Origin of the sequence: Streptomyces sp. Je 1-4 4N24 (assembly GCF_026239515.1) — a bacterium.
Classification (GTDB): domain Bacteria; phylum Actinomycetota; class Actinomycetes; order Streptomycetales; family Streptomycetaceae; genus Streptomyces; species Streptomyces nigrescens.
This window is the reverse complement of record NZ_CP110836.1, coordinates 5,712,205-5,736,530: the sequence shown is the minus strand read 5'-3', so window position 1 is coordinate 5,736,530 and position 24,326 is coordinate 5,712,205. Positions and strand designations below refer to the sequence as shown.

At 72.9% G+C, this 24,326-nt stretch carries 15 protein-coding genes; 8 read left to right on the top strand and 7 right to left on the bottom strand.

Annotated elements, in window-relative coordinates; all coding sequences use genetic code 11:
- Positions 1-15: 15 nt before the first annotated feature.
- Together ftsX and ftsE are read right to left on the bottom strand one after the other, a co-directional pair.
- Positions 16-927, bottom strand: a complete 912-nt coding sequence (gene ftsX, locus SLV14N_RS25110; RefSeq protein ID WP_018091243.1) for a permease-like cell division protein FtsX — start codon at positions 925-927, stop codon at positions 16-18.
- A gap of 32 nt (positions 928-959) precedes the next feature.
- On the bottom strand, positions 960-1,649 hold the full coding sequence (gene ftsE, locus SLV14N_RS25105) for a cell division ATP-binding protein FtsE (protein WP_018091242.1): 690 nt from the start codon (positions 1,647-1,649) through the stop codon (positions 960-962).
- Positions 1,650-1,899: 250 nt separating this feature from the next.
- On the opposite strand from ftsE, the gene SLV14N_RS25100 reads away from it, so the two are divergent.
- Positions 1,900-2,094: a hypothetical protein gene (locus tag SLV14N_RS25100; RefSeq protein ID WP_127151170.1), complete on the top strand. Its 195-nt coding sequence runs from the start codon at positions 1,900-1,902 to the stop codon at positions 2,092-2,094.
- Positions 2,095-2,193: 99 nt separating this feature from the next.
- On the opposite strand, the gene SLV14N_RS25095 is transcribed toward SLV14N_RS25100, so the two are convergent.
- The 4 genes from SLV14N_RS25095 to SLV14N_RS25080 all read right to left on the bottom strand — a co-directional run bounded on the left by SLV14N_RS25095 (position 2,194) and on the right by SLV14N_RS25080 (position 7,847).
- Positions 2,194-3,027: an LPXTG cell wall anchor domain-containing protein gene (locus SLV14N_RS25095; protein WP_208683787.1), complete on the bottom strand. Its 834-nt coding sequence runs from the start codon at positions 3,025-3,027 to the stop codon at positions 2,194-2,196.
- 322 nt (positions 3,028-3,349) lie between these two features.
- Positions 3,350-4,456, bottom strand: coding sequence for a peptide chain release factor 2 (gene prfB, locus SLV14N_RS25090; RefSeq protein ID WP_018091239.1), 1,107 nt, complete (start codon positions 4,454-4,456; stop codon positions 3,350-3,352).
- A 169-nt stretch (positions 4,457-4,625) separates the two neighbouring features.
- A complete protein-coding gene (locus tag SLV14N_RS25085) occupies positions 4,626-5,936 on the bottom strand; it encodes a serine/threonine-protein kinase (protein WP_208683785.1) in 1,311 nt (436 codons plus the stop codon).
- A gap of 237 nt (positions 5,937-6,173) precedes the next feature.
- Positions 6,174-7,847 (bottom strand): serine/threonine-protein kinase, encoded by a 1,674-nt coding sequence (locus SLV14N_RS25080; RefSeq protein WP_263271161.1) that lies wholly within the window; start codon positions 7,845-7,847, stop codon positions 6,174-6,176.
- 493 nt (positions 7,848-8,340) lie between these two features.
- On the opposite strand from SLV14N_RS25080, the gene SLV14N_RS25075 reads away from it, so the two are divergent.
- From SLV14N_RS25075 to SLV14N_RS25055, 5 genes are all read left to right on the top strand, one after another.
- Entirely contained in the window at positions 8,341-11,754 is a 3,414-nt protein-coding gene (locus tag SLV14N_RS25075; protein WP_263273264.1) for an FHA domain-containing protein, read from the top strand.
- A 779-nt stretch (positions 11,755-12,533) separates the two neighbouring features.
- Positions 12,534-13,916, top strand: a complete 1,383-nt coding sequence (locus tag SLV14N_RS25070; RefSeq protein ID WP_263271160.1) for an ABC transporter substrate-binding protein — start codon at positions 12,534-12,536, stop codon at positions 13,914-13,916.
- 37 nt (positions 13,917-13,953) lie between these two features.
- Complete coding sequence (locus SLV14N_RS25065; RefSeq protein WP_263271159.1) at positions 13,954-15,369, top strand: carbohydrate ABC transporter permease; 1,416 nt, start codon at positions 13,954-13,956, stop codon at positions 15,367-15,369.
- Positions 15,366-16,280: a carbohydrate ABC transporter permease gene (locus SLV14N_RS25060; RefSeq protein WP_208683777.1), complete on the top strand. Its 915-nt coding sequence runs from the start codon at positions 15,366-15,368 to the stop codon at positions 16,278-16,280. The genes SLV14N_RS25065 and SLV14N_RS25060 overlap by 4 nt, the downstream gene beginning before the upstream one ends.
- A gap of 429 nt (positions 16,281-16,709) precedes the next feature.
- Positions 16,710-17,666: a class I SAM-dependent methyltransferase gene (locus SLV14N_RS25055; RefSeq protein WP_208683775.1), complete on the top strand. Its 957-nt coding sequence runs from the start codon at positions 16,710-16,712 to the stop codon at positions 17,664-17,666.
- Positions 17,667-17,784: 118 nt separating this feature from the next.
- Here the strand turns inward: SLV14N_RS25055 and SLV14N_RS25050 are convergent, their stop codons facing one another.
- Complete coding sequence (locus SLV14N_RS25050; protein ID WP_263271158.1) at positions 17,785-18,471, bottom strand: bifunctional 2-polyprenyl-6-hydroxyphenol methylase/3-demethylubiquinol 3-O-methyltransferase UbiG; 687 nt, start codon at positions 18,469-18,471, stop codon at positions 17,785-17,787.
- Positions 18,472-18,721: 250 nt separating this feature from the next.
- On the opposite strand from SLV14N_RS25050, the gene SLV14N_RS25045 reads away from it, so the two are divergent.
- On the top strand, positions 18,722-22,369 hold the full coding sequence (locus tag SLV14N_RS25045; RefSeq protein WP_263271157.1) for a CDP-glycerol:glycerophosphate glycerophosphotransferase: 3,648 nt from the start codon (positions 18,722-18,724) through the stop codon (positions 22,367-22,369).
- 265 nt (positions 22,370-22,634) lie between these two features.
- Complete coding sequence (locus SLV14N_RS25040) at positions 22,635-24,287, top strand: glycosyltransferase family 2 protein (RefSeq protein WP_208688082.1); 1,653 nt, start codon at positions 22,635-22,637, stop codon at positions 24,285-24,287.
- Positions 24,288-24,326 lie beyond the last annotated feature (39 nt).

Here is a 24,326-nt window from a genome sequence, read left to right as displayed (position 1 = left end):
GCCCCTTGGCAAAGCTCACACCTTGAGGTACTTGCGCAACGCGAAGAACGCGGCGAGCGCGGGCATCAGCAGCCCGATCAGGAGGACCAGCGGGAGGACCGCGACCACCGAGTCCCAGCCGATGAAGTTGATCACCTGGATCCTCTCCGCCAGCCAGTTGTTGACGAGGATGTACTTGCCGCCGACGATCAGCACACAGGCGAAGGCGGCGCCGAGCAGGCCCGCGATGGCGGCTTCGAGGATGAACGGCATCTGGATGTAGAAGCTGGACGCTCCCACCAGCCGCATGATCCCGGTCTCCCGCCGCCTGCTGAACGCCGACACCCGCACGGTGTTGACGATCAGCATCAGCGCAACGACCAGCATCAGCCCCATCACGACCAGCGCGGCGATGTTCATGCCGTTGAGGAGGTTGAACAGCGGCTCAACGGTGTCCCGTTGGTCCTGCACCTCCATGACGCCGGGCCGCTCGGAGAACGCCGACTTGATGACCGTGAACTTCGTGGGGTCCTTGAGCTTGACGCGGTAGGACTCCGGAAGCTGGTCGGGAGTCACCAGCCCGGCGACGGGCGTGTCACCGAACTGCTCCTTGTAGTGCTTGTAGGCCTGGTCGCTGGACTCGTACGTCACCTTCTGCACGATCGGCAGCCGGTCCAGCTCCGCCTTGATGTCATTCTTCTGCTGCTGGGTGGCCGCGCCCTTGGCGCAGTTGGCACCGGATTCGGCGTCGTTCTTGTTGCAGAAGAAGATGGAGACGTTGACCTTGTCGTACCAGTAGCCCTTCATGGTGCTGACCTGGTCGCGCATCAGCAGCGAGGCGCCGAACAGGCCGAGCGAAAGGGCTACGGAGACGATGACGGCGAAAGTCATCGTGAGGTTTCGGCGGAGACCGACGCCGATCTCCGACAGGACGAACTGGGCGCGCATGGCGTCCTTTCAGTACTGGGGGCCGTACACGCTTAGTGCTGGTAGCCGTACACGCCGCGCGACTGGTCGCGTACGAGCCGGCCCTTCTCTAGTTCCATGACCCGCTTGCGCATCTGGTCGACGATCTGCTGGTCGTGGGTGGCCATGACCACCGTCGTACCGGTCCGGTTGATCCGGTCCAGCAGCTTCATGATGCCGACCGAGGTCTGCGGGTCGAGGTTGCCGGTGGGCTCGTCCGCGATGAGCAGCATCGGGCGGTTGACGAACGCCCGCGCGATGGCGACGCGCTGCTGCTCACCACCGGAGAGTTCACCCGGCATACGGTCCTCTTTGCCGCCGAGGCCGACGAGTTCGAGGACCTCGGGAACGGTCTTGCGGATCTGGCCCCGCGGCTTGCCGATGACCTCCAGGGCGAAGGCGACGTTCTCCCCCACGGTCTTGTTGGGGAGCAGCCGGAAGTCCTGGAAGACCGTCCCCACCTGGCGCCGCATCTGCGGAACCTTCCAGTTGGAGAGCTTGCCGAGGTCCTTGCCCAGAACGTGCACGTGGCCATGGCTCGCCCGCTCCTCGCGCAGCAGCAGCCGCAGGAAGGTGGACTTGCCGGAGCCCGAGGAGCCCACCAGGAAGACGAACTCGCCACGCTCGATCTCGAGCGAGACGTCCCTGAGTGCAGGGCGGTTCTGCTTCGGGTAGGTCTTGGAGACGTTGTCGAATCGGATCACTGATGCACCACGGTCGACCTGGATAGGGGCACGGGTTGCCGAGTTGCGGCTCCCGTCGGTGTGCGTGACCATACGCGAACCTCGCAGGACGGCGCAGTCGCCGTAGGCGGTTGGTGCGTTTATTCACGGCACCTACGGGACAAAAGGCGCACAATCCCGCGGGGCGCGCCGTTCCGGTGAGGAGCTGGCACAGTGGAGGAGGGAACCAATGCGCCTTCCGGTGCGTTGGTGCAGTGGAGAAGGAGGTCGCATGACGTACGACCGACTGGTGTGCGCCAACTGCGCGGCCCCTGTGAACGAGGGCCGCTGCCCCGTGTGCCGGGCAAGCAGAGAACGGCTTCAGCAACAAGCGGGCGGTATCTTCGCCCAGCTCAGCCCCGCCATGCTGGTGGCGCTGATGGTCCTGCTGATCGCGGTGGGTCTGCTCCTCCACCAGGCCGTCTGACCCCGGTACGAGGCTTCCTCGGCGGTCGCGGGAGCGCGGACGCCGAGGGGCCCGGAACGCAGTCGCGTCCCGGGCCCCTCCAGCTGTGGCACGTCGGCGTCAGGCCGCCGCGGCGCCGCCGCCGTTCTTGTTGATCAGGCGGGGCAGCATACGGAAGCCCACACCGCCCGCGATCATCGTCGCCGCACCGATGAGCAGGAAGGTGGTACCGGAGGAACCGGTCTCCGCCAGCTCGCCGCCCTTGGCCTGCTGCTTGGCCTGGCCGGGGGTGTCAGCGATCTGCTCCTTGCCCTGGCCCGGCTGCTCGATCGGCTTGGAGCCCTCGTTGTCGGGGCCGGTGCCGTCGGTGTCACCGATGGAGCTGCCACCGTCGCTGGTGCCGCCGGAGTTGCCGGTGCTGCCGGAGTTGCCGGTGCCACCGGTGTTCTCGTCGCCGCCGGTGGTGCTGCCGGTGCCGCCGGTGGACTCGTCACCGCCGGTGGTGCTGCCCGTACCGCCGGTGGACTCGTCACCGCCGGTGGTGCTGCCGGTGCCGCCGGTGGACTCGTCACCGCCGGTGGTGCTGCCCGTACCGCCGGTGGACTCGTCGCCACCGATGCCGCCGGTGCTGTCGTCGCCGCCGATGCCGCCGGTGGACTCGTCACCACCGATGCCGCCGGTGCTGTCGTCACCGCCGATCTCGCCGCCGGTGCTGTCGTCGCCGCCGACCTGGCCGGTGGATTCGCCGCCGTCGGTGCTGCCGGTGGACTCGCCACCCGAGTCGCCGCCGCCGATGATCCCGCCGATAATGCCGCCGATGATGCCGCCGTCCTGGCCCGCGGTGTCACCCGGGCTGGCCGCGGAAGCAGCGCCGGCGGCGGTGAGCGACGCACCCGCCGCAATCACTGCACCGGCCGCAATGCGCGCTACGCGCAGCCGCGTCTTCTTCGTCATGTACTGCTACCCCCAGTAGCTGAACTCGTCATGGGAGCACCGCTGTGCGGGGCGACGAGCCGGTGCCGGGGTACGCGAGCCTCAGCTCCGCACAGCGGCCAGGCCGCTCAATTCCCCGTTACTGCACGCGCCCCAGACATACGCATGCCGCGCTCAGCCTTCCCAGTTCCGCCCCTATCGTCAAGGTCGATTAAAGGCCGGATGCCCGAATTACCAAGAGTTGCGCGGTACATGGACATACGACTGTGACCAAACCCCCACAGCAAAAACAACTGCCTCCGCGAGGGAGGCAGTTGTTTCACCTTCGGACGGGACCGGCCCGTTACTTCTCCTGCTGCTTGCGCCAGCGGATTCCGGCCTCCAGGAAGCCGTCGATGTCGCCGTCCAGAACACCGGTCGGGTTGCCTACCTCGAACTCGGTCCGCAGGTCCTTGACCATCTGGTACGGGTGCAGGACGTACGAACGCATCTGGTTGCCCCAGGAATTGCCGCCGTCGCCCTTGAGCGCGTCCATCTTGGCCTGCTCCTCCTGGCGGCGGCGCTCAAGGAGCTTGGCCTGGAGGACGTTCATCGCGGTCGCCTTGTTCTGGATCTGCGAGCGCTCGTTCTGGCAGGAGACCACGATGCCGGTGGGGATGTGCGTCAGCCGGACCGCGGAGTCGGTGGTGTTGACGCCCTGGCCGCCGGGGCCGGACGAACGGTAGACGTCCACCCGCAGCTCGGACTCGTCGATCTCGATGTGGTCGGTCTGCTCGACGACGGGCAGCACCTCGACACCGGCGAACGAGGTCTGGCGGCGGCCCTGGTTGTCGAACGGCGAGATGCGCACCAGGCGGTGCGTGCCCTGCTCGACGGAGAGGGTGCCGTAGGCGTACGGCACCTGCACGGCGAAGGTGGTCGACTTGATGCCGGCCTCTTCCGCGTACGAGGTCTCGTAGAGCTCGGTCTTGTAGCCGTGCCGCTCGGCCCAGCGCAGATACATGCGCTGCAGCTTCTCGGCGAAGTCGGCGGCGTCGACGCCACCGGCCTCGGCGCGGATGTTGACGACCGCCTCACGGGAGTCGTACTCGCCGGACAGGAGGGTGCGGACCTCCAGCTCGTCGACCGCCTTGCGGACGGCGGACAGCTCGTCCTCGGCCTCGGCCCTGGCGTCCTCGTCGTCCTCGGCCTCGGCGAGCTCGAAGAGCACCTCGAGGTCGTCGACCCGGCCACGCAGGTCCTCGGCCTTGCGCAGCTGCCCCTGGAGGTAGGACAGCCGGCTGGTGATCTTCTGTGCGTTCTCCGGGTCGTCCCACAGGGACGGCGCCGCGGCCTGCTCCTCGAGCACGGCGACATCGGCCCTCATCTTGTCGAGGTCCAGGACGGCCTCGATCGACCCCATGGTCGAGGAGAGGGACTTCAGCTCTTCGGATACATCGACGACTGCCACGCACCCAGCCTAACGGCTGCCACCGTCAGCGTGACCCGGCCCCGGCAGGCCGGACCCGCCGGGAGCCGTACGCACCCGGTCCACGGCGGCCCGTACACCGGTCACCGCGCCGGTCATCGCGCCGGTCATCGCCGGGCCCGGCGCGCGGCCACCGCGCGCCCGGGGAGCGTCACGGCGTGTCCGGTTCCGACTGATGGACGCCCGGTGTGGCGTCGCCCGGCTCGTCGTCACCCGAGGCCAGCCAGCCGCCCAGGCCGGCCGCCACGAGCGCCGCGGCGGCGGCCGCCCCCAGCTTGATCCGGCGGCGGCGCACCGCCTCAGGGGACGCACGGTGCCGGGCCGAGCCCGCCCGGCGCTCACCGGCGGCGCGCGGGGCCCGAGCGGTGCCGTGGGCGCCGCCCGCCAGCTCGTCCGGGCCCGGGACGCGCATGCTGGTGTGCGTCTCCCGGTTGGAGTCGGGGACCGCGCCCTGGACCAGCGGGACCGCGCCGCGCGGCGGCGTGGCCTCGGCCGGTGCCGCCGACGGGTAGAACGCCTCGTCGCGGGAGCCGGCGGCGCCCTCCTGCTCGCCCTCCGGGTCCTCGTCGTCCGGCTCGTCGATGTCCAGCGGCGGGATGCCCGCCAGACCGGGCAGCAGCTCCCGCAGCCGGGCGGCGAGCTCCGGGGCGCGCAGCCGGGAGGCCGGCGCCTTGGCCAGGCACTGCAGCAGCAGCTGCCACAGCTCGTCGGGGATACCGGGCAGCGGCGCCACGCTCTCGGTCACATGGCGGCGCAGCACCGCCCCGGGGTGTCCGCCCCCGAAGGGCGTGAATCCGGCGAGCAGCTCGTACAGGACGGTCGCCAGCGCATAGACGTCCACGGAGGCGCGCGGCGGCAGCCCCTCGATGATCTCCGGGGCGAGGTAGTCGGGGGTGCCGATGACCTTGGTCGAGCGAAGCGAGGTGGGGGTCCCCCCGGACGGAGTCTGGGGGAGGGTCCGGCGCGGGGAGTCGACGAGCCGGGCGATGCCGAAGTCGGTGAGCAGCGCGGGGTGCGCGCCACCGGGGCCGAGCGGGCCCTGCATGTCCAGCAGGACGTTCTCGGGCTTGACGTCGCGGTGCACGATCCGGGCGGCGTGCGCGGCGGCGAGCCCGTCGGCCACATCGGCGGCGATCGCGACGGCGGCCTCCGGGGCCAGCCGGCGTTCGCGCTCCAGACGGGTGCGCAGGTCGGTGCCCCGTACGAGCTCCATGACCAGCGCCAGGTCATTGCCGTCGACGACGAGATCGCGGACGCCGACGACATGGGGATGGTCCAGGCCCAGCAGGGCCGCCCGCTCCTGTACGAAGCGGCCGACGAGCTCCTGGTCGGCCGCGAGCTCCTCACGCAACAGCTTGATGGCCACGGCCCCTTCGGGACCCTCGCCCAGCCATACCGTGCCGGCACTGCCGCGCCCCAGGATCTGGTGGGCGGTGTACCGGCTGCCGATCTTCCGTGCCAAGACTGCTCCGACGTGTCGGGCCCCCGAGCGTCCTGCGGGGGCTGAGGTTGGCGTCAAAGCTACGCGGATGCCAGGGGGTTCAATGCCCCGGACGGTGGCAACCTTCACTTCTGTGAGCGAAATTCTCCGCCGGAAGTCGACAAATCCACTGAGTGGGTCTTAGGGCCCGTCCGGCGGATGACGGCCGGACAGGCCCGGGGCCGCCCGCGGCTGCACGGAGCGCGCGGACGGCCGGCGTCACCTGCCGAGTTTCTGCACGAAGTTCTGCACGCTCTGGTAGATCTCCCCGAGCTGTGCGAAGAAGCCCCTCGTCGTGCCGATCCACTCCTGGAGCGGGGTCAGCTCCCAGATCAGCCAGGCCGCCACGAACAGGAGTATCAGCGTGAACAGACAGCCCTTGAGGCAGCCCAGTCCGGGGATCTTCATCGGGTTGGCGCTGCGCTGACGGGGCTCGCGCCGGGGCCGGGGCTCCGGGGCGGGCGGCCGCTGCGGCTCGTAGCGCTGCGGCGGCGGCTCCTGGCGCCGCTGGGGCGCCTGCGGCTGCCGCTGCTGTTGCGGCGGCTGCTGCTGGGCGTACGGCACCGGAGCGGGCTGCTGGCGGTACTGCTGCTGCGGGCGCTGCGGCGGCTGCTGCTGGGGGGCCTGGCGCTGCGGACGGCGGCGCAGCGGATCCTCGCTGGGGTCCAGGTACTGCACCTGGGTCTGCTCGTTGCGGTCGCGGGCGGCCCTCATCTGGGACTCCCACGGGTGGGGACCGTCGGGCCCCTGCGGGCCGCCGGCCGGTGCGCCCATGGGCATCGGGGGCATGGCCCGCGTCGGGTCGCCCTGCCCGGCGGGGCCGTTCGGTCCGCCCGGTCCGCCCGTGGACGGCAGCACGCTGGTCGCCGCGGCCGGGTCGTACGAACCGGCGCCCGACGGAAGCACCTGGGTGGGATCGGCGTCGCCTCCGGGGCCCTGGCCGCCGTCGGCGCCCGTACCGGGGACCGTGGCGGGCGCGGGGTCGGGGGCGAGCAGCGCGGCCACACCGAGCGCGGCCTCGGCCTCGGCGGGACGGGCGTGCACCCCGATGCCGGCCGCGACGGTGCGCAGCGCACGGGCGAGGCTCTCGGCGCTGGGCCGCTCCTCCGGCCGCTTGCGCAGACAGCGCTCTATGACCGTCCACAGCGGCTCGGGCAGCGTGCTGGGGCGCTGCGGCTCCTCGCTGAGGTGCCGGTGCAGCACCTCCAGGGCGGTCGACCCGGCGAACGGCGGACGGCCGGTGACCAGCTCGTACAGCAGGATGCCGGCGCCGTAGATGTCCACGGCGGAGGTCTGCGGGCGGCCCTCGGCGGACTCCGGCGCCACATAGGCGGGGGTGCCGACGAACTCGTGGGTGCGGGTCAGGCCCGGGGAGTCGGCCAGCCGGGCGATGCCGAAGTCGGTCAGCATCGGGTGCATCTCGCTGCTGCCGTCCGACCCGGCGAGCAGGACGTTGGCGGGCTTGAGGTCGCGGTGGACCACACCGTCGGCATGGCTGGCGGCCAGCGCGTCGGCGATCTGGGCCGTGAGCAGCGCGGCGGCCACCGGGCTGAAGGGGCCGCTGTCGCGCAGATAGCGGTGCAGGTCGGGGCCGTCGACCAGGTCCATGACCAGGGCGAGCAGATCGCCCTCGACGACGAGGTCGCGGGTACGGACGATGTTCGGGTGGGTCAGCCGCAACAGGACGGAGCGCTCCCGCAGGAAGCGCATCACCACGTCCGCGTCGTGCGCCAGCTCCTCCTTGAGGACCTTGATCGCGACCGTCTCACCGGGCTCTCCGGCCACGGCGGCCTCGGCGCCCGCCGTCTCCCGCTGGCGGGCACGCCAGACGGTGCCCGTGGCACCGCGTCCCAGCGGCTCCTCGAGCAGGTACTTGCTGCCTACCGGCCGCACGTCATGCGCTCCCTGGTCGTGGTGGATCTCTTGCCCGGCCCGCTGGGTCAGCTGATCAACTCCGCGCGGACCGTCCGACCCACTGTAGTGCCGTCGCACAATCTTTTCGGTCCGGCGGCCCAGCGCGGGCTTGTGGAAAAGACGCGGGTTCGGGGCGGATGGTTGCCTGCCGGCGTCCGGGCGGTGCGGACGGGGCCCGCGGGGTCCGGTCCGGAGACCTTCCGAGCTGACCACGGCGGTCGAAATCCGGCCGGGCACGGCGCGCAAGCAGGCACTTTTTCGCCCTTAGAAGACCAATCAAGATCACTGAACGGCGGTCGGCGGGCGCGTTGTCAGTGGCAGGTGCGAGGATGCACCCAGCACGATGCGGTGGGGGCGCGCGGTCCTTGTCGCAACGTGCACTTGGGACTTGTACGTGCCGACGTGCTCGGGTGTGGTGGGGGGAGCGAGCGGGCCCCCTGCCGGATCCCGGCAGAAGGGACCGTTGACGGCGATGCAGATCCGGCTGACCGTCCTCGGGCCGCGCAGCGGCCACACCACACGGGCCTGCGATGTGCTGGTGACGGCCCCTGCCGGGACCGCGCTGGCGGCGGTGGCCGGCTCGCTCGCCGCCTCCGTGGCGGGCTCGGGTGCGGATGTCGGCGGTGCGGGCGGCGGCAGCGGCCCCGTCGTGCTGTATGCCGGGTCCGAGCGGCTCGATCCCCAGCGCGCGGCGATCGGCGAGCCCCCGCTGATCGACGGCGCGGTGCTCTCCCTGCAGAGCCCGGGACCCGCTCCGGCCCACGGCCTGCCGCACGGCTCCGCGCGGCTCCGCATCATCTCCGGGCCCGATGCCGGCGGGGTGCATCTGCTGCACGGCGGCCAGATCCGTATCGGCCGCTCCGCCGACGCGGACGTCCCCCTCGACGACCCCGATGTCTCGCGGCTGCACTGCGCCGTGACGGTCGAACCGGACGGCTCGGTGTCCGTCGCCGACCTGCACTCCACGAACGGCACCGCCGTGGACGGCACCGACCTCGACGAACGGCCCGCGCCCCTGCGGCCCGGCGCCCTTCTCCGTATCGGCGAGTCCGCCCTGCGTCTGCAGTCCGCGCCCGGCGCCCCGGACCCCGCCCTGCCGACCGCACCGGACGGCGAGGGCCATCTGCGGATCACCCCGGGCACCGCGGACAGCGTCGCGGCGGGACGGGCCGAGGGGTACCGGGCAGACGGGGCGGCGGGTCCGCACGGGGCCACCGTCGCCGCCGCCGGTGCCTATGCCGGAGCCAGTGCGTACGCCCAGACCGGCGCATCCGCTCCCGTGACGGCTCCCCCGCCCGCGCAGGCACCGGCCGCACCGGGACGACGGGACACCCCCTTGCGCGGCACCCCGACCGGGTACGGAGCAACGGCCCCCGGCGCAACGGCCCCCGGCCCCGGCTCGCCGCGCGCCGCCGGTACGCCCTACCCGGACGCCTCCACCGGCCATGTCTACGACCGCACCACCGACGACGGCACCCCGACGGCCGGTTGGGGGCCCGGCGTCCGGGAGCCGGCCGACGGTTTCGCGGACGCCGCACAGCAGCGGACACACGGCGGACAGCAGGCGCTGGCCCCTGCCGACGAGATGCCCCGTAAGGGCGGGCGGCGGGGCGGCATCGGGGCCTGGGCGCGACGGCTGGCCGGCGGGCGGCCCGCCGTGGAGCGGCCGGACGAGGCCTTCACGACGGAGTACGCACCGGCCGCTGACCCCGCGGCGGCCCTCGCGGACGCCCCAGACGGCGCCCGGAGCGCCGAAGGGCCCTCCGGGCCCGCCGCCGAGGAACGATGGCCGGATGCCGCCGCGATCCTGCTCACCGCGCTGGGCCCGGGGCCGCGGCTCTGGGAGCGCGGCCCGGACCACCCCGACGCGCTGACCGTCCGGCTGGGGACCGCCGCCCGCAGCGGCGGCCGAGCCGCGATGCCGGTCACCGTCGAACTGCGCAGGGCGGGCTCGCTCGGCCTCGCCGGGCCGCGGGCGCGACTGACCGGACTGGCCCGCTGCGCCCTCGCCCAGCTCGCCGCCCTGCACTCCCCCGCCACCCTCGACATCGTGCTGATCAGCACGGACCGGGCACGCCCGGCCGAGGAACGGGTGGCGGACTGGTCCTGGCTCGGCTGGCTGCCGCAGGTCCGTCCGGACCGCGGCCAGGACTGCCGGCTGCTGCTCGCGTACGACAAGGATCAGGCCCAGGCGCGGACCACCGAGCTGGTGCGCCGGCTCGACGACGGCCCGCTGGGCCCCGGCTGGGCCGACGCCGAGCGCGCGGAGATCGCCGCCGCCGCGGCCCGCCACCAGGGCCCGTACACCCTCGTGATCGTGGACGGCGACCCCGGCACCTCCGCGCTGCGCGAGACCACCGCCCGGCTGGCCGCGGCCGGTCCGGCGGCCGGTATCCATCTGCTGTGCCTGGCCGAGACCCCGGCCGCCTCCCCCGCCTTCCCACTGGCCGCCACCTACGAGGCGGCCCGGAAGGCCTCGCCCGCTTTCGGGGAGTGCGGAGCGGTCGCGGTGCTCAGCGGCGATGTCGCCACGGCGCTGCGCGTCGTCCAGCCGGGCTCGGGCCCCAACGGCACGGTCGCCACGGTGGACGCGGTCTCCGGCGCCTGGGCCGAGCGGTTCGCCCGGGCACTGGCGCCGCTGCGCGAAACCGACCCGACGGCCACGGCCGGCGGTGGCACGGCGATGCGGACGGCCGTCCCGCTGCCCGATACGGCGCGGCTGCTGGACGAGTTGGGGCTGGCCCGCGCCACCCCGGCGTCCCTGATGGCCCGTTGGGCCGCCGCCCTGGACACCGACAGGCCCGGCGCCGCCGCGGTGCTCGGTGCCGGACCGCACGGCCCGCTGTGCGCCGATCTCGCCGCCGACGGCTCGCATCTCCTCCTGGAGGGCGGCGCGGCCACCGGCAAGACCGAGCTGCTGCGTTCACTGGCCGCCTCGCTCGCCGCCGCCGACCGCCCGGATCTGCTGTCGCTGGTGCTGGTGGACGGCGGGGGCAGCGAGCGCGGCGAGGGGCTGCGGGTGTGCACGGACCTGCCGCATGTGACGACGTATCTCGCCGCGTCGGACCCGGTCCGGATGCGGGAGTTCGCCCAGGCGCTGTCCTCGGAGCTGAAGCGCCGGGCGGAGATACTCGCCGGCACCCCGTTCGCCGAGTGGCGCAGCAAGCATCTGCCGGCACCGCGGATCGCCGCACCGCGACGTTCGACCGAGGGTGGTGACGGAGAGCAGGAACCAATCACTCTCCGTAATCGTTGCCGGAACAAGGAGGAAGGAGGCGCCACACCGGCAGACCCGTCAACGACCGGCACCCTGCGCCTCCGCGCCCGCAGCGGAGCCCCCGCCGAGGACACCGCACAGCAGCCCGCGGTGCCGATGCCGCGACTGTTCGTACTGGTCGACGACTTCGACGCACTGGTGGCCCCGGCACTGGGCAGCACGGGCCGCCCGGCCGCCGGGTCCGTGGTGCGCGCCCTGGAGGCGGTGGCCCGGGACGGGGCGGAGCTCGGGGTGCATCTGATAGCCGCCACCGGCCATCCGGACCGTACGGCGGAGACCGCGACCAGCGAACGGGCCGGTCTGCGCGTCCAGTTGGGCGCCGCCACCGATCCGTCCGAGCCGGTACCCACGGGCCGTGGACGGCTCCACCGCGCGGCGGACGGCTCCTCGACACCGTTCCAGGCCGGCCGCGTCACGGGCCGGATACCCCGGACGTCCACCCTCCGGCCGACGGTCGTCCCGCTGGAGTGGCAGCGGATGGGCGACCCGCCGGCCCGGCGCCCGCTGCGCGAGCTGGGCAACGGCCCGACGGACCTGGCCCTGCTCGCCAGCGCGCTGCAGCGGGCCGCACAGTCCTCAGGGGCGTCGGCCGCCCCGCCCCTGCTGTGAAGCGCGGGCGCCCACCCATCGCCGGCAGCACCGTCACGCCACCCGTAACCAGCTCCGTCGCGCCACCCATAGCCGGCCCCGTCACGTCACCCATAACAGCCCTGTCACGAAAGGCCGGTTGACGCGGAAGGCGGTATTGCGGACCCCGTGGCCAGGGCGTAGGACTGTCGCACACGGCGCTGCAGGGCGCAGCGCAGCGCAGCGCACCGGACACCGCATACCGCATACCGCATACGACAGCCGCACCGCTTCCGCACCGTGCGACGCAGCGCAGCGCGCGACGCGGCTGCAGCGCGACGTAGCACTCGCATCGTGTGACACACCGGCACCACGCGACACACCGGCACCACAAACGACGCACGCGCACCACGCGACGCACCTGCACCACGCGACGCCCGCGCTGCGCGACGCTGCGGCAGCGCGCGGGGCGGCGCCGCTCGGCGCGGAAGCAGGGCGCGGCGCAGTGCACCGCAGCGCCGCATCGGCACGACCGCACCACACGACCGCTCGGCACCACCGCACCGCACCGCCGCTCGGCACCACCGCAGCGCCGCACCGCAGCGCCGCATCGGCACGACCGCACCACACGACCGCTCGGCACCACCGCACCGCACCGCACCGCCGCTCGGCGCGACCGCGCGGCTCAGCACCAACGCACCACAGCTCGGCACCACCGCACCGCACCCCACAAACGGCACGGCAGGGGGACGCCGCGGTAGGGCGTGAGGTGGGTTTCTTTGTACCCGGCATGGCAGGCGCAGCGATAAGGGGCTACGGGGATGCGCAGACGACTCGACCGGATGGCTGGACGCGCCACGACCGTGGTGGCGGCGACCGCGGTACTCGCCCTGGCGTTGGGCGCATGCGGCAGCGGCGGCAGCGGCGGTGGCACGAAGGACGAGGGGAGCGGCGGCGGTAAGGGCGGAAGCACCGCCCCCACGGTGCAGCTCCCCTCGCTCAAGGGCCAGAAGTTGCAGGTCACCGCGGTGTGGACGGGGCCCGAGCGGGAGAACTTCGGCAAGGTGCTGGACGAGTTCGAGAAGCGCACCGGCGCCACGGTCGACTTCGTGCCCAGTGGTGACGACATGGCGGGCTTCATCGGGTCCAAGGTCGCCGGTGGCGGTCCGCCGGACATCGCGATGCTCCAACAGGTCGGTGTGCTCAATGAGTTCGCGCAGAAGGGCTGGCTCAAGCCGCTGGGCGCGAGCGCCAAGGCGCAGCTCGCCAAGAACTATGCGAAGGGCTGGCAGGATCTCGGCGCCCACAAGGGCACCCCGTACGGCGTGTACTTCAAGGCCAGCAACAAGTCGTTGGTCTGGTACAACGCCCAGGCGTTCGACAACGCGGGTGCCCACGAACCGAAGACCTGGCCGGACTTCGTCAAGGCGGCGGAGGTCATCGCCGAGTCGGGTGTGGAGCCCGTCTCGGTGGGGGGTTCGGACGGCTGGACGCTGACGGACTGGTTCGAGAACATCTACCTCTCGCAGGCGGGCCCGGAGAAGTACGACCAGCTGGCGCGGCACCGGATCAAGTGGACCGATCCGACGGTCAAGCAGGCGCTGACCACGCTCGGGCAGCTCTTCGGCCGTAAGGATCTGCTGGCGGGCGGCAACTCCGGTGCGCTGCAGACGGACTTCCCGACGTCGGTGACCCAGACCTTCAGCGGCGGTGACACCCCCAAGGCCGCGATGGTCTCCTCGGCCGACTTCGCCGCCGCCAACATCGCCCAGACCAAGGCCAAGGTCGGTACGGACGCCAAGGTCTTCCCGTTCCCGGCGGTGGGCGCGAAGTCCCCGGTGGTGACCGGCGGCGATGTGGCGGTGGCCCTCAAGGACACCAGGGCCGCGCAGGCGCTGCTGACGTTCCTGGCGTCGACGGACGCCGCCAAGATCTGGGCGCAGGCCGGCGGGTTCATCTCGCCCAACAAGGAGCTCGACCGGGCGGCGTACGCCGACGAGGTGATGCGCGAGATCGCCAAGGCGCTGGTCGCGGCGGGCGACGGCTTCCGCTTCGACATGTCCGACCAGGCGCCCGCCTCGTTCGGCGGCAAGCCGGGCCAGGGCGAGTGGAAGGACCTGCAGGACTTCCTGAAGAACCCCAAGGACATCGCGGGTACGCAGGCGCAGCTGGAGAAGGACGCCGCCGCGTCGTTCGGGCGCTGACGCCGACCGACTCGACCGGGACCGGGGGACCGTCACCATGAGCGACGCAGAGGTCAGCAGGGCGGGCGAGCGGAGCCGCGGGAGGGGCGGAGGCGGCGGGGCGGGCCGCAGGAGGCGCGGAGGCGCGGGCCGCGGGAGGGCCGGAGGTGGCGGGACGGGCCGCGGGCGTGTTCTGGGTGCCCGCCCGTGGCTCGCCGCGGTGTTCCTGCTGCCGGCGCTGCTGCTGCTCGGTGCGCTGGTCGTCTATCCGATCGTGTTCTCCGTCCAGCGCAGTCTGTTCGACGCGTCCGGTGACGGTTTCGTGGGGCTGGACAACTACGGCGCGATGTTCTCGGACGAGGGCATCCGCACGGCGCTGCGGAACAACGTCGTCTGGGTGGTGGTGGCGCCGACGGTTTCGACCGCGCTGGGGCTGATCTTCGCGGTGCTGACCGAGCGGATCCGCTGGGGCACCGCCTTCAAGCTGATCGTGTTCATGCCGATGGCGATCTCGATGCTGGCGGCCGGGATCGTCTTCCGGCTGGTCTACGACCAGGCGCCGGAGCGCGGGGTCGCCAACGCGGTGTGGGTCGGCGTCCATGACACCTTCGCCGATCCGGCGCCGTTCCCCGGCGCCAAGCCGCGGCCGCGTGCCGATCTGAAGCCGTCCGGGGGCGGCGCCTTCACCACCGGGTCGGCGGTCCGGGCGGGCTCCCCCGTGCTGCTGCCGCTGGTCGCCGGCCGGCCGGGCGATCTGCGCGGGGCGCAGCGGGCGGCCGCCGCCCTGCCGCAGCCGGGCAGGATCACCGGCACTGCCTGGCTGGACTTCACCCGGGGCGGTGGCGGCCGGCCCAATGCCGTCGACGGCGGTGAGAAGGCGCTGGCCGGTCTCCGCGTCGAGGCGGTCCGGGGCGGGAGGGTGGTCGCCTCGGCCACGACGGCGGCCGACGGCACCTTTGCGCTGCCCGTCGGCAAGGCCGAGGGTGCCCGGCTGCGGCTGCCCGCGGCGAACTTTGCGGAGGCCTATCGCGGTGTCGACTGGCTCGGCCCGGCGCTGGTCACCCCGGCCATCATCGGCTCGTACGTCTGGATGTGGGCGGGTTTCGCGATGGTGCTGATCGCGGCGGGTCTGGCGGCCGTGCCGCGGGAGCTGCTGGAGGCCGCGCGGGTGGACGGTGCGGGCGAGTGGCAGGTCTTCCGCCGGATCACGGTGCCGCTGCTGGCGCCGGTGCTGGTGGTCGTGCTGGTCACCCTCATGATCAATGTGCTGAAGATCTTCGATCTGGTCTACATCATCGCGCCGGGCTCCAGCGTCCGGTCCGCGAATGTGCTGGCGCTCCAGCTCTTCCAGTCGTCGTTCGGCACGGATGTCGACGAGGGCCTGGGCAGCGCGATCGCCATCTTCCTGCTGCTGCTCGTGCTGCCGGTGATGTACGTCAATCTCCGGCGCCTACGGAAGGAGCGTCGCCGATGACGACCGTGGAGGGTGTCGTACCGGCCGGGCGCCCCGATGCCGCCGGTGGTGTACGGGCCCGGCGGTCGCCGGCCGCGCGGATCGCGGCGCGGACCGGTGGCGGCGCGGTGCGGGTCTTCCTGGTCCTCGTCGCGCTGTTCTGGCTGATGCCGTCGGTGGGGCTGCTGCTGTCCTCGCTGCGCAGTCCGCAGCAGATCGCCGAGTCCGGCTGGTGGCAGGTCTTCAGTGAGCCGGCCCAGATCACCTGGGACAACTACAGCGGGCTGCTGTCCAACGACAAGGTGATGGGGTCGCTGCTGACCACGGCGGCGATCACGGTGCCGGCGACAGTGCTGGTCGTCGTCATCGGCTCGCTGGCCGGCTATGCGTTCGCCTGGATGGACTTCCCCGGCCGGGACGGGTGGTTCCTGGCCGTGGTCGGGCTGCTGGTGGTGCCCGTGCAGGTGGCGCTGATCCCGGTGGCCAAGCTGTTCGGGGCGGTGGGGCTGTTCGAGACGACGGCCGGGGTGGTCCTGTTCCATACGGCCTTCGGGCTGCCGTTCGCGGTGTTCCTGCTGCGGAACTTCTTCGCCGAGATCCCGCGCGAGCTGCTGGAGGCGGCCCGGCTGGACGGGGCGGGTGAGCTGCGGCTGTTCACCCGGGTGGTGCTGCCGCTGGGCGGTCCGGCGATCGCCTCGCTGGGGATCTTCCAGTTCCTGTGGGTGTGGAACGACATGCTGATCGCGCTGATCTTCGCGGACAGCGGCAATCCGCCGGTCACGGTCGCCCTGCAGCAGGAGGTGCGGCAGTTCGGCAACAACATCGATGTGCTGGCGCCCGGCGCCTTTCTGTCGATGGTGGTGCCGTTGATCGTCTTCTTCGCCTTCCAGCGGCAGTTCGTCTCCGGTGTGATGGCCGGTGCGGTGAAGTGATCTCCCCGCGGGGGTCCGGTGCCGCCGGGCTGCGCGCCATCTCCCGTTCACTTTCCTCCGCCTACGATGCCGTCGGTGCCGTGCCGCGCAGGGTGCGACAGGGCTCCGCCATGGAGACCGCCTGAGCGGCGCCCGCATGTCTCGTGGAACGAGGCGTGGCGCCCTGGCCCTGCCGGGCCGCCCCTGCGCGGCGGTCGTGGCACCGGGCACGCCCATAACTGCAGAGATGCACAACAGCAGACAGCAGACAGCAGCAATCTCCACGGAGTCCATGGAGTCCGCGGTGTCCATGGAGTTCATGGACGCCCCGCATTCCCCGCTCCCCGTATATCCACGGCAGACAGCGCCGGCACATACCGCACCTTCCTCCCCCCACGCACGTGTCGTCTTACGCCCTAACGTTCCCGACCGTCTGGAGACGGACCGCACATGACTGCCCCCATCGCAGACCAGAGTGCCGAACAACTCCCGCGCCCCACCCGGCTGTCCGAGGTCAAGGGCTGGTTCTTCACCGCGGACCAGCTGCTCTTCGACTGGTTCCTGAAGCGCCAGCAGGAGCGTTCGGAGCCGGGTGATCTGCTCGAACTGGGCGCGTACATGGGCAAGAGCGCCATCTTCCTCGGTGCGCGGCGGCGGGCCGGCGAGCGCTTCACGGTCTGCGATCTCTTCGACTCCCCCGCCGAGGACACCTCCAACTCCCAGGAGATGAAGAAGTCCTATGCGACCCTGACGCGCCGCGCGTTCGAGGCGAACTACCTTGCCTTCCATGAGGAGTTGCCGACCATCGTGCAGGGTCTCAGCTCGATCGTGGGCGACCATGTCGAGGAGGGCTCGGTGCGCTTCGCCCATATCGACGCCTCGCATCTGTACGAGCATGTGCACGGCGACATCCTCGCGGTGCGCGAGCTGCTCACCGGCAACGGTGTCGTGGTGATGGACGACTACCGTGCCGAGCACTGCCCGGGGGTGGCCGCCGCGACCTGGCAGGCCGTCGCGAACGAGGGGCTGCGCCCCATCTGCATCACCGGCACCAAGTTCTACGGGACCTGGGGCGATCCGGAGCCGTTCCAGCAGGCGCTGGTGGACTGGATCAAGGCCCGCGGCGACATCTGGCACGAGGTGCAGTACATCAACGATGCCCCGCTGGTCCGGCTGAGCGCCAAGGGCGCCGAGGAGCCCGCCCATCCGGTGTCCCGGTACACGTCTGCGGGCGCCCGTACCCTGCCGCGGCCTTCGGCCCGGGCGCCGAAGGCCTCCGCGGCCCGTCCGGGCCCGCGCGCGCCGCTCCCGGCCCGCAGCGCCCTGCGCCGGATCGCCCTGGACGTGCTGCCGCCGGTCGTCACCCGGGCGGTCGTGAACGCCCGTCGGCGCGCCCGCACCCACTGACGGCACCGGGCGGGGCGGGGCGGGGCCGGGCGACCCGGATCCGCCCCGTCCCGGGCACAGGGTCCGGGCACCGGCTCCGGGCACAGAGGCCGGTCACAGGTACCGGGCACCCGCAGGTCTACCGCGGCACCTGCCCCACCAGGACGAACACATTGGAGCGCAGCAGCATCCCGGCCGGGCGCGGCAGCGGATGGGAGTACGTCCGCCGTACCGTCAGCCCGGCGGATTCGGCGAAGGCGCGCAGCAGCGGGAAGTCGGTGAAGCGCACCGGGGCGGGGCCGGCCCGGTGCGCGGCCTCCTGCGCGGTGATCAGCAGGACTCCGCCGCCGGGCCGGACGTACGGCACATACGCCCGCAGCAGGTCTTCGACCTGCTCGTCGTCCAGGTGTTCCAGGACGTGCGCGGTCAGCAGTGCGTCGAAGGCGCCGGGACGGGAGTGCGGGCTCGCGAGGAAGGTGTCGGCCGTGTAGGCGGTCAGTCCGCGCTGCCGGCAGTGCGCCACGGACTGCGGGTCGTGGTCGACCCCGACGCTGCCGGGCGCGCAGTCGGCGAGGGTGTCGCCGGTCCCGCAGCCGATCTCCAGCACCCGCCCGGTGCCGATCCGCCGCAGCTGGCTGCGGAACGGGGACCGGGCGGGCAGCAGCCGCGCCGGTCCGCCGCGCCGCCGCTCGGCCGGCAGCCGCGCGGTGGAGGCGGACGGGGCGGTGCCCGCGGCGGGCGCGGGCCGGGCGGTCCGGATGTCGCCGCCGGGCGGTCCGGCGTCGGGGCTGTCGGTGGCGGCGGAGCTGTCGGTTCGGCCGGGCATCGGGACGCGGTCACCTTCCCTGGGGGAACACGGCGCGCGGGGCGCCGTAAAGCTGTGCAACGGGTCTACGGCATCGGACGCGGCCCGGCGCTACGGCGCGCCGATTTCGCACACTGAGCGTAATCAGGTGACCACGCAGTGTCGATGAGGCGTCTCACCCTTTCAGCGCAGATCCGGTGACCGTGCCGCCGTGGGCGAGTTGAACGGACCGGTCTTGTGCATCGCCAGTCCGGAAAGGCTTGGTCCGCGTATGAAGCCACGGCTCACCGTCGTCGTCCCGGTCCATCGCATCGAGGGGTCCGAGCGGAATGTGGAGGAGTGCCTGGAGTCGGTCGCGGCCCAGACGCTGACCGCGCTGGATGTGGTGCTGGTGGACCGTCCACCCGCGGCGGGGCGCGACGACGCCGGCGCCGCGGAGTCCGCCCCCGCCGCCCTCGCCCGGCGTTTCGCCGCCCGCGACCCGCGGTTCCGGATCGTCCACCACTCGGGGGACGGTCCGGCCCCCGGCTGTGGCGCGGTCCGCAACACCGGGGCCCGGCACGCCTATCCGCACACCGACTACCTCGCGTTCCTCGACGCGGGCGAGGATGTGCTGCTGCCGCGCGCGTACGAGGATCTCGTCGGTCTGCTGGACCGGTCCGGGTCGGACCTCGCGACCGGCAACGTCTACCGGCTCGGCGCGGCCGGCCGCAGCCAGTCCGCCCACCATCCGGCTGGCCGCGAGACCGTGCTGCGCACCCGCGTCGGCGACGACCTCACGCTGCTGTCCGACCATGTGGCCCGCAACAAGGTGTTCCGCCGGACCTTCTGGGACCGGCACGGCTTCGCCTTCCCCGAGGGCGAGTGGTGCCATGACGCGGCGGTGACGCTGCCCGCGTTCTTCCTCGCCGAGGCGGTCGATGTGCTGCACGAGCACGTCTGTTACCGGCGGCTGCCGGAGGGGCCCGACCGGCACCGGCGGCTGGATGCCCGGGGCGTACGGGACCGGTTCGCGGCGGTGGCCGGTATCCGGCGCTTCCTCGCCGACCCGGCCCGCGACGGCCTGAGCGGCCACCGGCGCGACTACGACCACGCGCAGCTCACCGAGGGGCTGCTCGACCTGGTCGAGTCGCTGCCGGGGGCGGCGCCGGAGTGCCGGACCGCGTTCCTGGACTGTGCCCGCGACTTCCTGTCCGGGGTGGATCCGCGGCTGTTCCCCACGCTCCCCGTGGAGCTGCGGATGCGCTGGTATCTGATCCGCGCCGGGCGGCTGGCGGATCTGCTGGCCCTGCTGACCCACGAGGCCCGCAATCCGGCCGGGTTCACCGTTGCCGGGCCGCCGCTGCGCAAGCGGGCGGTGCTGCCGCTGACGCCGCCGCTGGAGCTGCCGCCGGGCGTGACCCGGCTGGACCGTGCGGACTTCCCCGTCGTGGCCCGGGTCAGGGAAGCGGTGTGGCGGGACGGGGTGCTGGTGCTGCGCGGTTACGCCTATCTCCGCAACCTGGACGCCGCGGCCCGGCACCGCTACCTCAGGACGGCGGTGCTGTCGTGCGGGCGGCGGCGCATCCTGCTGCCGCTGCGCTCGGTGGCGATGCCGGAGGCGACCGCCGAGTCCGGTCAGGAGCTGCACTGTTACGACTGGTCGGGCTTCGAGCTGCGGCTCGATCCGGCCCGGCTGCGCAGGGGCGGGCGCTGGGAGGAGGGCGACTGGACCGTCGGGGTGCTGCTGGCGTCGGCGGGCGTGGTGCGGGCCGGGGCGCTGGAGGCACCGGACACCGGCTCGGGGGCCGCGCCGCGCGCTCATGACGTGGCCGGTGGCGGCGCGGACGACGGGGTGCGGATCACGCCCTGGTACGCGGGCGGGCGGCTGCGGCTGTCGGTGCACCGCCGCACCCGGCGGCTGGCCGGCCATGGTGCCGCGCCCGCCGGCGACCTGGATCTGACCGTCACCGTGCCCGGTCCGCCGCCGGCCGCGCTGCGGCTGACCCACCAGGGGACCGGCACGGTGGTGTCGTTCCCGGTGGAGACGGCGCCGGCCGGGGAGGCGGGCCCCGGGGAGGCGGTCTCCGGGGAGGCGGGCGAGGTGTCCGAGGGTGCGTACGGCGCCCCGTCGTCGACGCACACCTTCCGCATCCGGCTCGACGCGCTCGACGCGGCGCGCCCCACCCGGGACGGCGCGCCGCGGGCCATCCCGCCCGCGCACACCGTGAGCTGGGCGGCGGAACTGGTACTGCCCGGCGGCGGCACCGATCCGGTCGCCTGCGCCCCCGGGCTGACGCCGGTCCCGTATCCGCTGCCGCACGGCCGTGAGCTGGTCGTGGCCGCCACTCCGGCGGGGCACCTCGTGCTGCACGACCGCATCCCGCAGCCGTATCTGGACCGGCTGTTGTGGCGCACGGACGGCACGCTGCTCCTGTCGGGCGGGCTGCCGGCCGCCGCGCCGCACGCCACCGAACTGGTCCTCAAGCACGGGGCGCACGCCGCCGAGCTGGCCTTTCCCACCACGCACGACGAGGGCCGGTTCCACGGCACGCTGCCGCTGGGCGCGCTGCCGTCGCTGGCGGGGACGCTGCCGCTGCGCGAGGGCCGCTGGACGCTGCATCTGCGGGAACGGGGCGCGGTGGGCTCCCCGTTGGACGCCCCGGTCCGCTGTGCGCCGTCCGTGCTCGACGGGCTGCCGGCCTCCCGTACGGTCCGCGGCAAGCCGCTCGCCCTCGACCGGCACCGGCAGGACGAGGCGCTGGTGGTGGCGGGGCCCGCGCTGCCCGCCACCGACCGGGGCCCGTACCGCCGCCGGATGCTGCGCGAACAGCACTACTCGCTGCACCGTTCCCGCCCGCTGCGCGACACCGTGCTCTACAGCAGCTTCGGCGGCCGCGCGTACGGGGATTCACCGCGCGCGGTGCACGAGGAGCTGGTCCGCCGGGGCATGGAGGTGGAGCATCTGTGGGCGGTGCGCGATGCGCAGACCGCGGTCCCGGAGACGGCCCGGGCGGTGCTGGTGGGCAGCGCCGAGTGGCACGGCGCGCTGGCGCACAGCCGCTGGGTGGTCACCAACACGCATCTGCCCCGGTGGTTCACCCGCCGCGGCGGCCAGCGGATCATCCAGACCTGGCACGGCACCCCGCTCAAGCGGATCGGCGCCGACCTGGCCGGCACGCTGTGTGCCGGCCTGGCGCATCTGGCGCCGCGGCCGCGGGTCAGCCGGCAGTGGAGCGTGCTGCTGTCGCCCAATGCGCACAGCACACCGGTGCTGCGCTCCGCGCTGGGCTACTCGGGGCGGCTGCTGGAGACGGGACTGCCGCGTACCGACGCCCTGTTCGCCCCCGACCGCGAGCTGACCGCGGCGGCGGTACGGGAGCGCCTGGGGATCGAGCCGGGCAGGAAGGTCGTGCTGTACGCGCCGACACCGCGCGATGATCTGGCCTACGACGCGGGCCACCACCGGCTGCATCTGCCGCTCGATTTGGAGCTGGCGCGGCGGGAGCTGGCCGAGGACCATGTGCTGCTGGTCCGCAGCCATCCGCTGGTGGCCGACCGGCTGCCGGCCCACCATGCGCCGTTCGCGGTCGATGTGTCCGCCCACCCGGACGCGACCGAGCTGCTGCTGGCGGCGGATGTGCTGGTCACCGACTACTCGTCGCTGGCCGCCGACTTCGCCAACACGGGCCGCCCGATGCTCTTTCTGACCCCCGATCTGCCGCACTACCGTGACACCCTGCGGGGCTTCACCCTCGACTTCGAGGCCCGGGTGCCGGGACCCCTGCTCAGCTCGACCGGTGAACTGGTCGACGCGCTGGGGGACTTGACGGCGATCGCCGCGGCGGGGGCGGAGGCGTACGCGGATTTCCGGGAGACGTTCTGCCACCGGGACGACGGCGGTGCGGCGGGCCGGGTCGCGGATCTGATGGAGCGGTGACCGGAGCCGGTCCGCCGCAAGATGATGGTGTGCGGATCGGCATCCTGCGGCGCTCGCGTCGTTACAGCATGTGCAGGCGTCCTTACGGGCCCGGCACACCCCAAGCCCGGCTCCCGCCCGGCACGAAGACGGCAAGAGGGCGGAAAAGCGGAGCGGCGGGTGCAACCGCGCGACGGATTTCACCCTCTGAATCATCGGAAATGGGTTCGGAATTCCCGCTCGCGCCAAGAGATGCTGTCGACACGAAATGTAGATTTCAGTGACTGTGAAAGAAGCCCTTGAGCCACTGCCGGGGCCCACCATCACGCCATCCGCGCAGGTCAGCATCGTCGTGATCGCCTTCAACGATGCCGGCCACGTCGGCGACGCGGTGCGCTCCGCACTCGCGCAGGGGGCTCCCGGCGAAACGGTCACCGAAGTGATCGCGGTGAACGACGCCTCCACCGACGGCACCGGCGCCGCCCTGGACGCCCTCGCCCACAACGAACCGCGGCTGCGGGTCATCCACCGCGACACGAACAGCGGCGGCTGCGGCACCCCGCGCAATGACGGGCTGCGCGCCGCCACCGGGCGGTTCGTGATGTTCCTCGACAGCGACGATGTGCTGCCCCCGGGTGCGGCCCGGGCGCTGCTGGCCGCCGCTCTGGAGCATGACGCCCCGGTCGTGGCCGGCTCCTGTGTCCGCCGCGAGCTGCCCGCGCACCGCGACGTCCCCTGGCAGCCCGGCCTCTACCGCGAGCCGGCGCTGTACAGCTCCCCCGAGGCCGGCCCCCAGCTGGTCCGGGACACCCTGTGCGTCAACAAGCTCTACGAGCGGGCGTTCCTCGACAAGCACGCCATCACCTTCCCCGAGGGCCGCTTCACCTATGAGGACTTCGTCTTCACCGCGCGGGTGCTGGCCGCCGCCCCGCGGATCGCCACGATCCCCGACCACGTCTACATCTGGCATGTGCGGCGCTCGGCCGCCCGGCAGTCGATCTCGCTGGACCGCAAGGACGTCGCCAACTGGCAGGCGCGGATCGCGGCGCACCGGGCCAGCGTGCAGATCTTCCAGGAGGCCGGGCACAAGGCGCTGGCGCATGCCGCGAGCACCAAGTTCCTGGACCACGATCTGCGGATGTACGTCCGTGAGCTGCACACCCGGGGCGCCGACTACCGCGGCGAGTGGTGGCGGCTGACCCGTGACTATCTGGCCGGTTTCGACGAGGCCGATCTGCGGGCGGCCCGGGCCCCGGCCCGCTGGCTGGCCCGGGTGGTGCTGGCGTCGCCGGCGCCGCGGGACCTGGGGCGGCTGACCCAGCTGGCGGCCCGGCCCGGCCGGCTGCTGCCGCCGTACGCGGAGGCCGGGGGCCGCGCGGTGTGGTCCCAGGACCTGCCCGAGGTGGAGCTGGACGCGATCGGCACCAAGCCGATGCACCGGCTGCCGGTGACCATAGACGCGGAACCGGCCCTCAGCAGCCCCGGTGTGCTGCGGCTGCGGGTGCACGATCTGTACGGGCGGCTGGCCGCGGCCGGGCCGGAGAGCATCGACATCGAGCTGCGGCGGCGCCGGGACGACCGGCGCGGCCCGGTGCACACCGCCGCCCTGACCCCGGCCCCGGCCGCCGGCGGTTCGGAGGCCTGCTGGACCGCCGAGGTCGTGCTGGATCTCGGCGCGCTGGTCGAACGGGGCGGCCAGCACCGTGCCGACCCCGAGCCTTGGGATCTGATGGCGCAGGTCAGCTGCGCGGACGGGGCCGGTTTCCGGGCCGCGCTGCGGGCCATCGGGCCGGGGCTGCGCCGCCGGGTGCTGCCCAGCCGCCGCCATCTCCTGCTGCTGGTGCAGCCGTATGCGACGACCGGTGGGGCCCTGTCACTCCGGGTCGCCTCGGGGCTGCGCAGCGTATGGCGGATCGGCGCCCGGCGGCTGCGCCGCTGATCCCCACGGACCACTTCCCCGCACTCTTCGTCCCCGAGC

Bases quoted from the DNA above. Each gene is read 5' to 3' on its own strand.
- SLV14N_RS25055 (WP_208683775.1), top strand. From the start codon at position 16,710: ATGACTGCCCCCATCGCAGACCAGAGTGCCGAACAACTCCCGCGCCCC.
- SLV14N_RS25075 (WP_263273264.1), top strand. From the start codon at position 8,341: ATGCAGATCCGGCTGACCGTCCTCGGGCCGCGCAGCGGCCACACCACA.
- SLV14N_RS25060 (WP_208683777.1), top strand. From the start codon at position 15,366: ATGACGACCGTGGAGGGTGTCGTACCGGCCGGGCGCCCCGATGCCGCC.
- ftsX (WP_018091243.1), bottom strand. From the start codon at position 927: ATGCGCGCCCAGTTCGTCCTGTCGGAGATCGGCGTCGGTCTCCGCCGA.
- SLV14N_RS25065 (WP_263271159.1), top strand. From the start codon at position 13,954: ATGAGCGACGCAGAGGTCAGCAGGGCGGGCGAGCGGAGCCGCGGGAGG.
- SLV14N_RS25045 (WP_263271157.1), top strand. From the start codon at position 18,722: ATGAAGCCACGGCTCACCGTCGTCGTCCCGGTCCATCGCATCGAGGGG.
- SLV14N_RS25070 (WP_263271160.1), top strand. From the start codon at position 12,534: ATGCGCAGACGACTCGACCGGATGGCTGGACGCGCCACGACCGTGGTG.
- SLV14N_RS25050 (WP_263271158.1), bottom strand. From the start codon at position 18,471: ATGCCCGGCCGAACCGACAGCTCCGCCGCCACCGACAGCCCCGACGCC.
- SLV14N_RS25095 (WP_208683787.1), bottom strand. From the start codon at position 3,027: ATGACGAAGAAGACGCGGCTGCGCGTAGCGCGCATTGCGGCCGGTGCA.
- SLV14N_RS25100 (WP_127151170.1), top strand. From the start codon at position 1,900: ATGACGTACGACCGACTGGTGTGCGCCAACTGCGCGGCCCCTGTGAAC.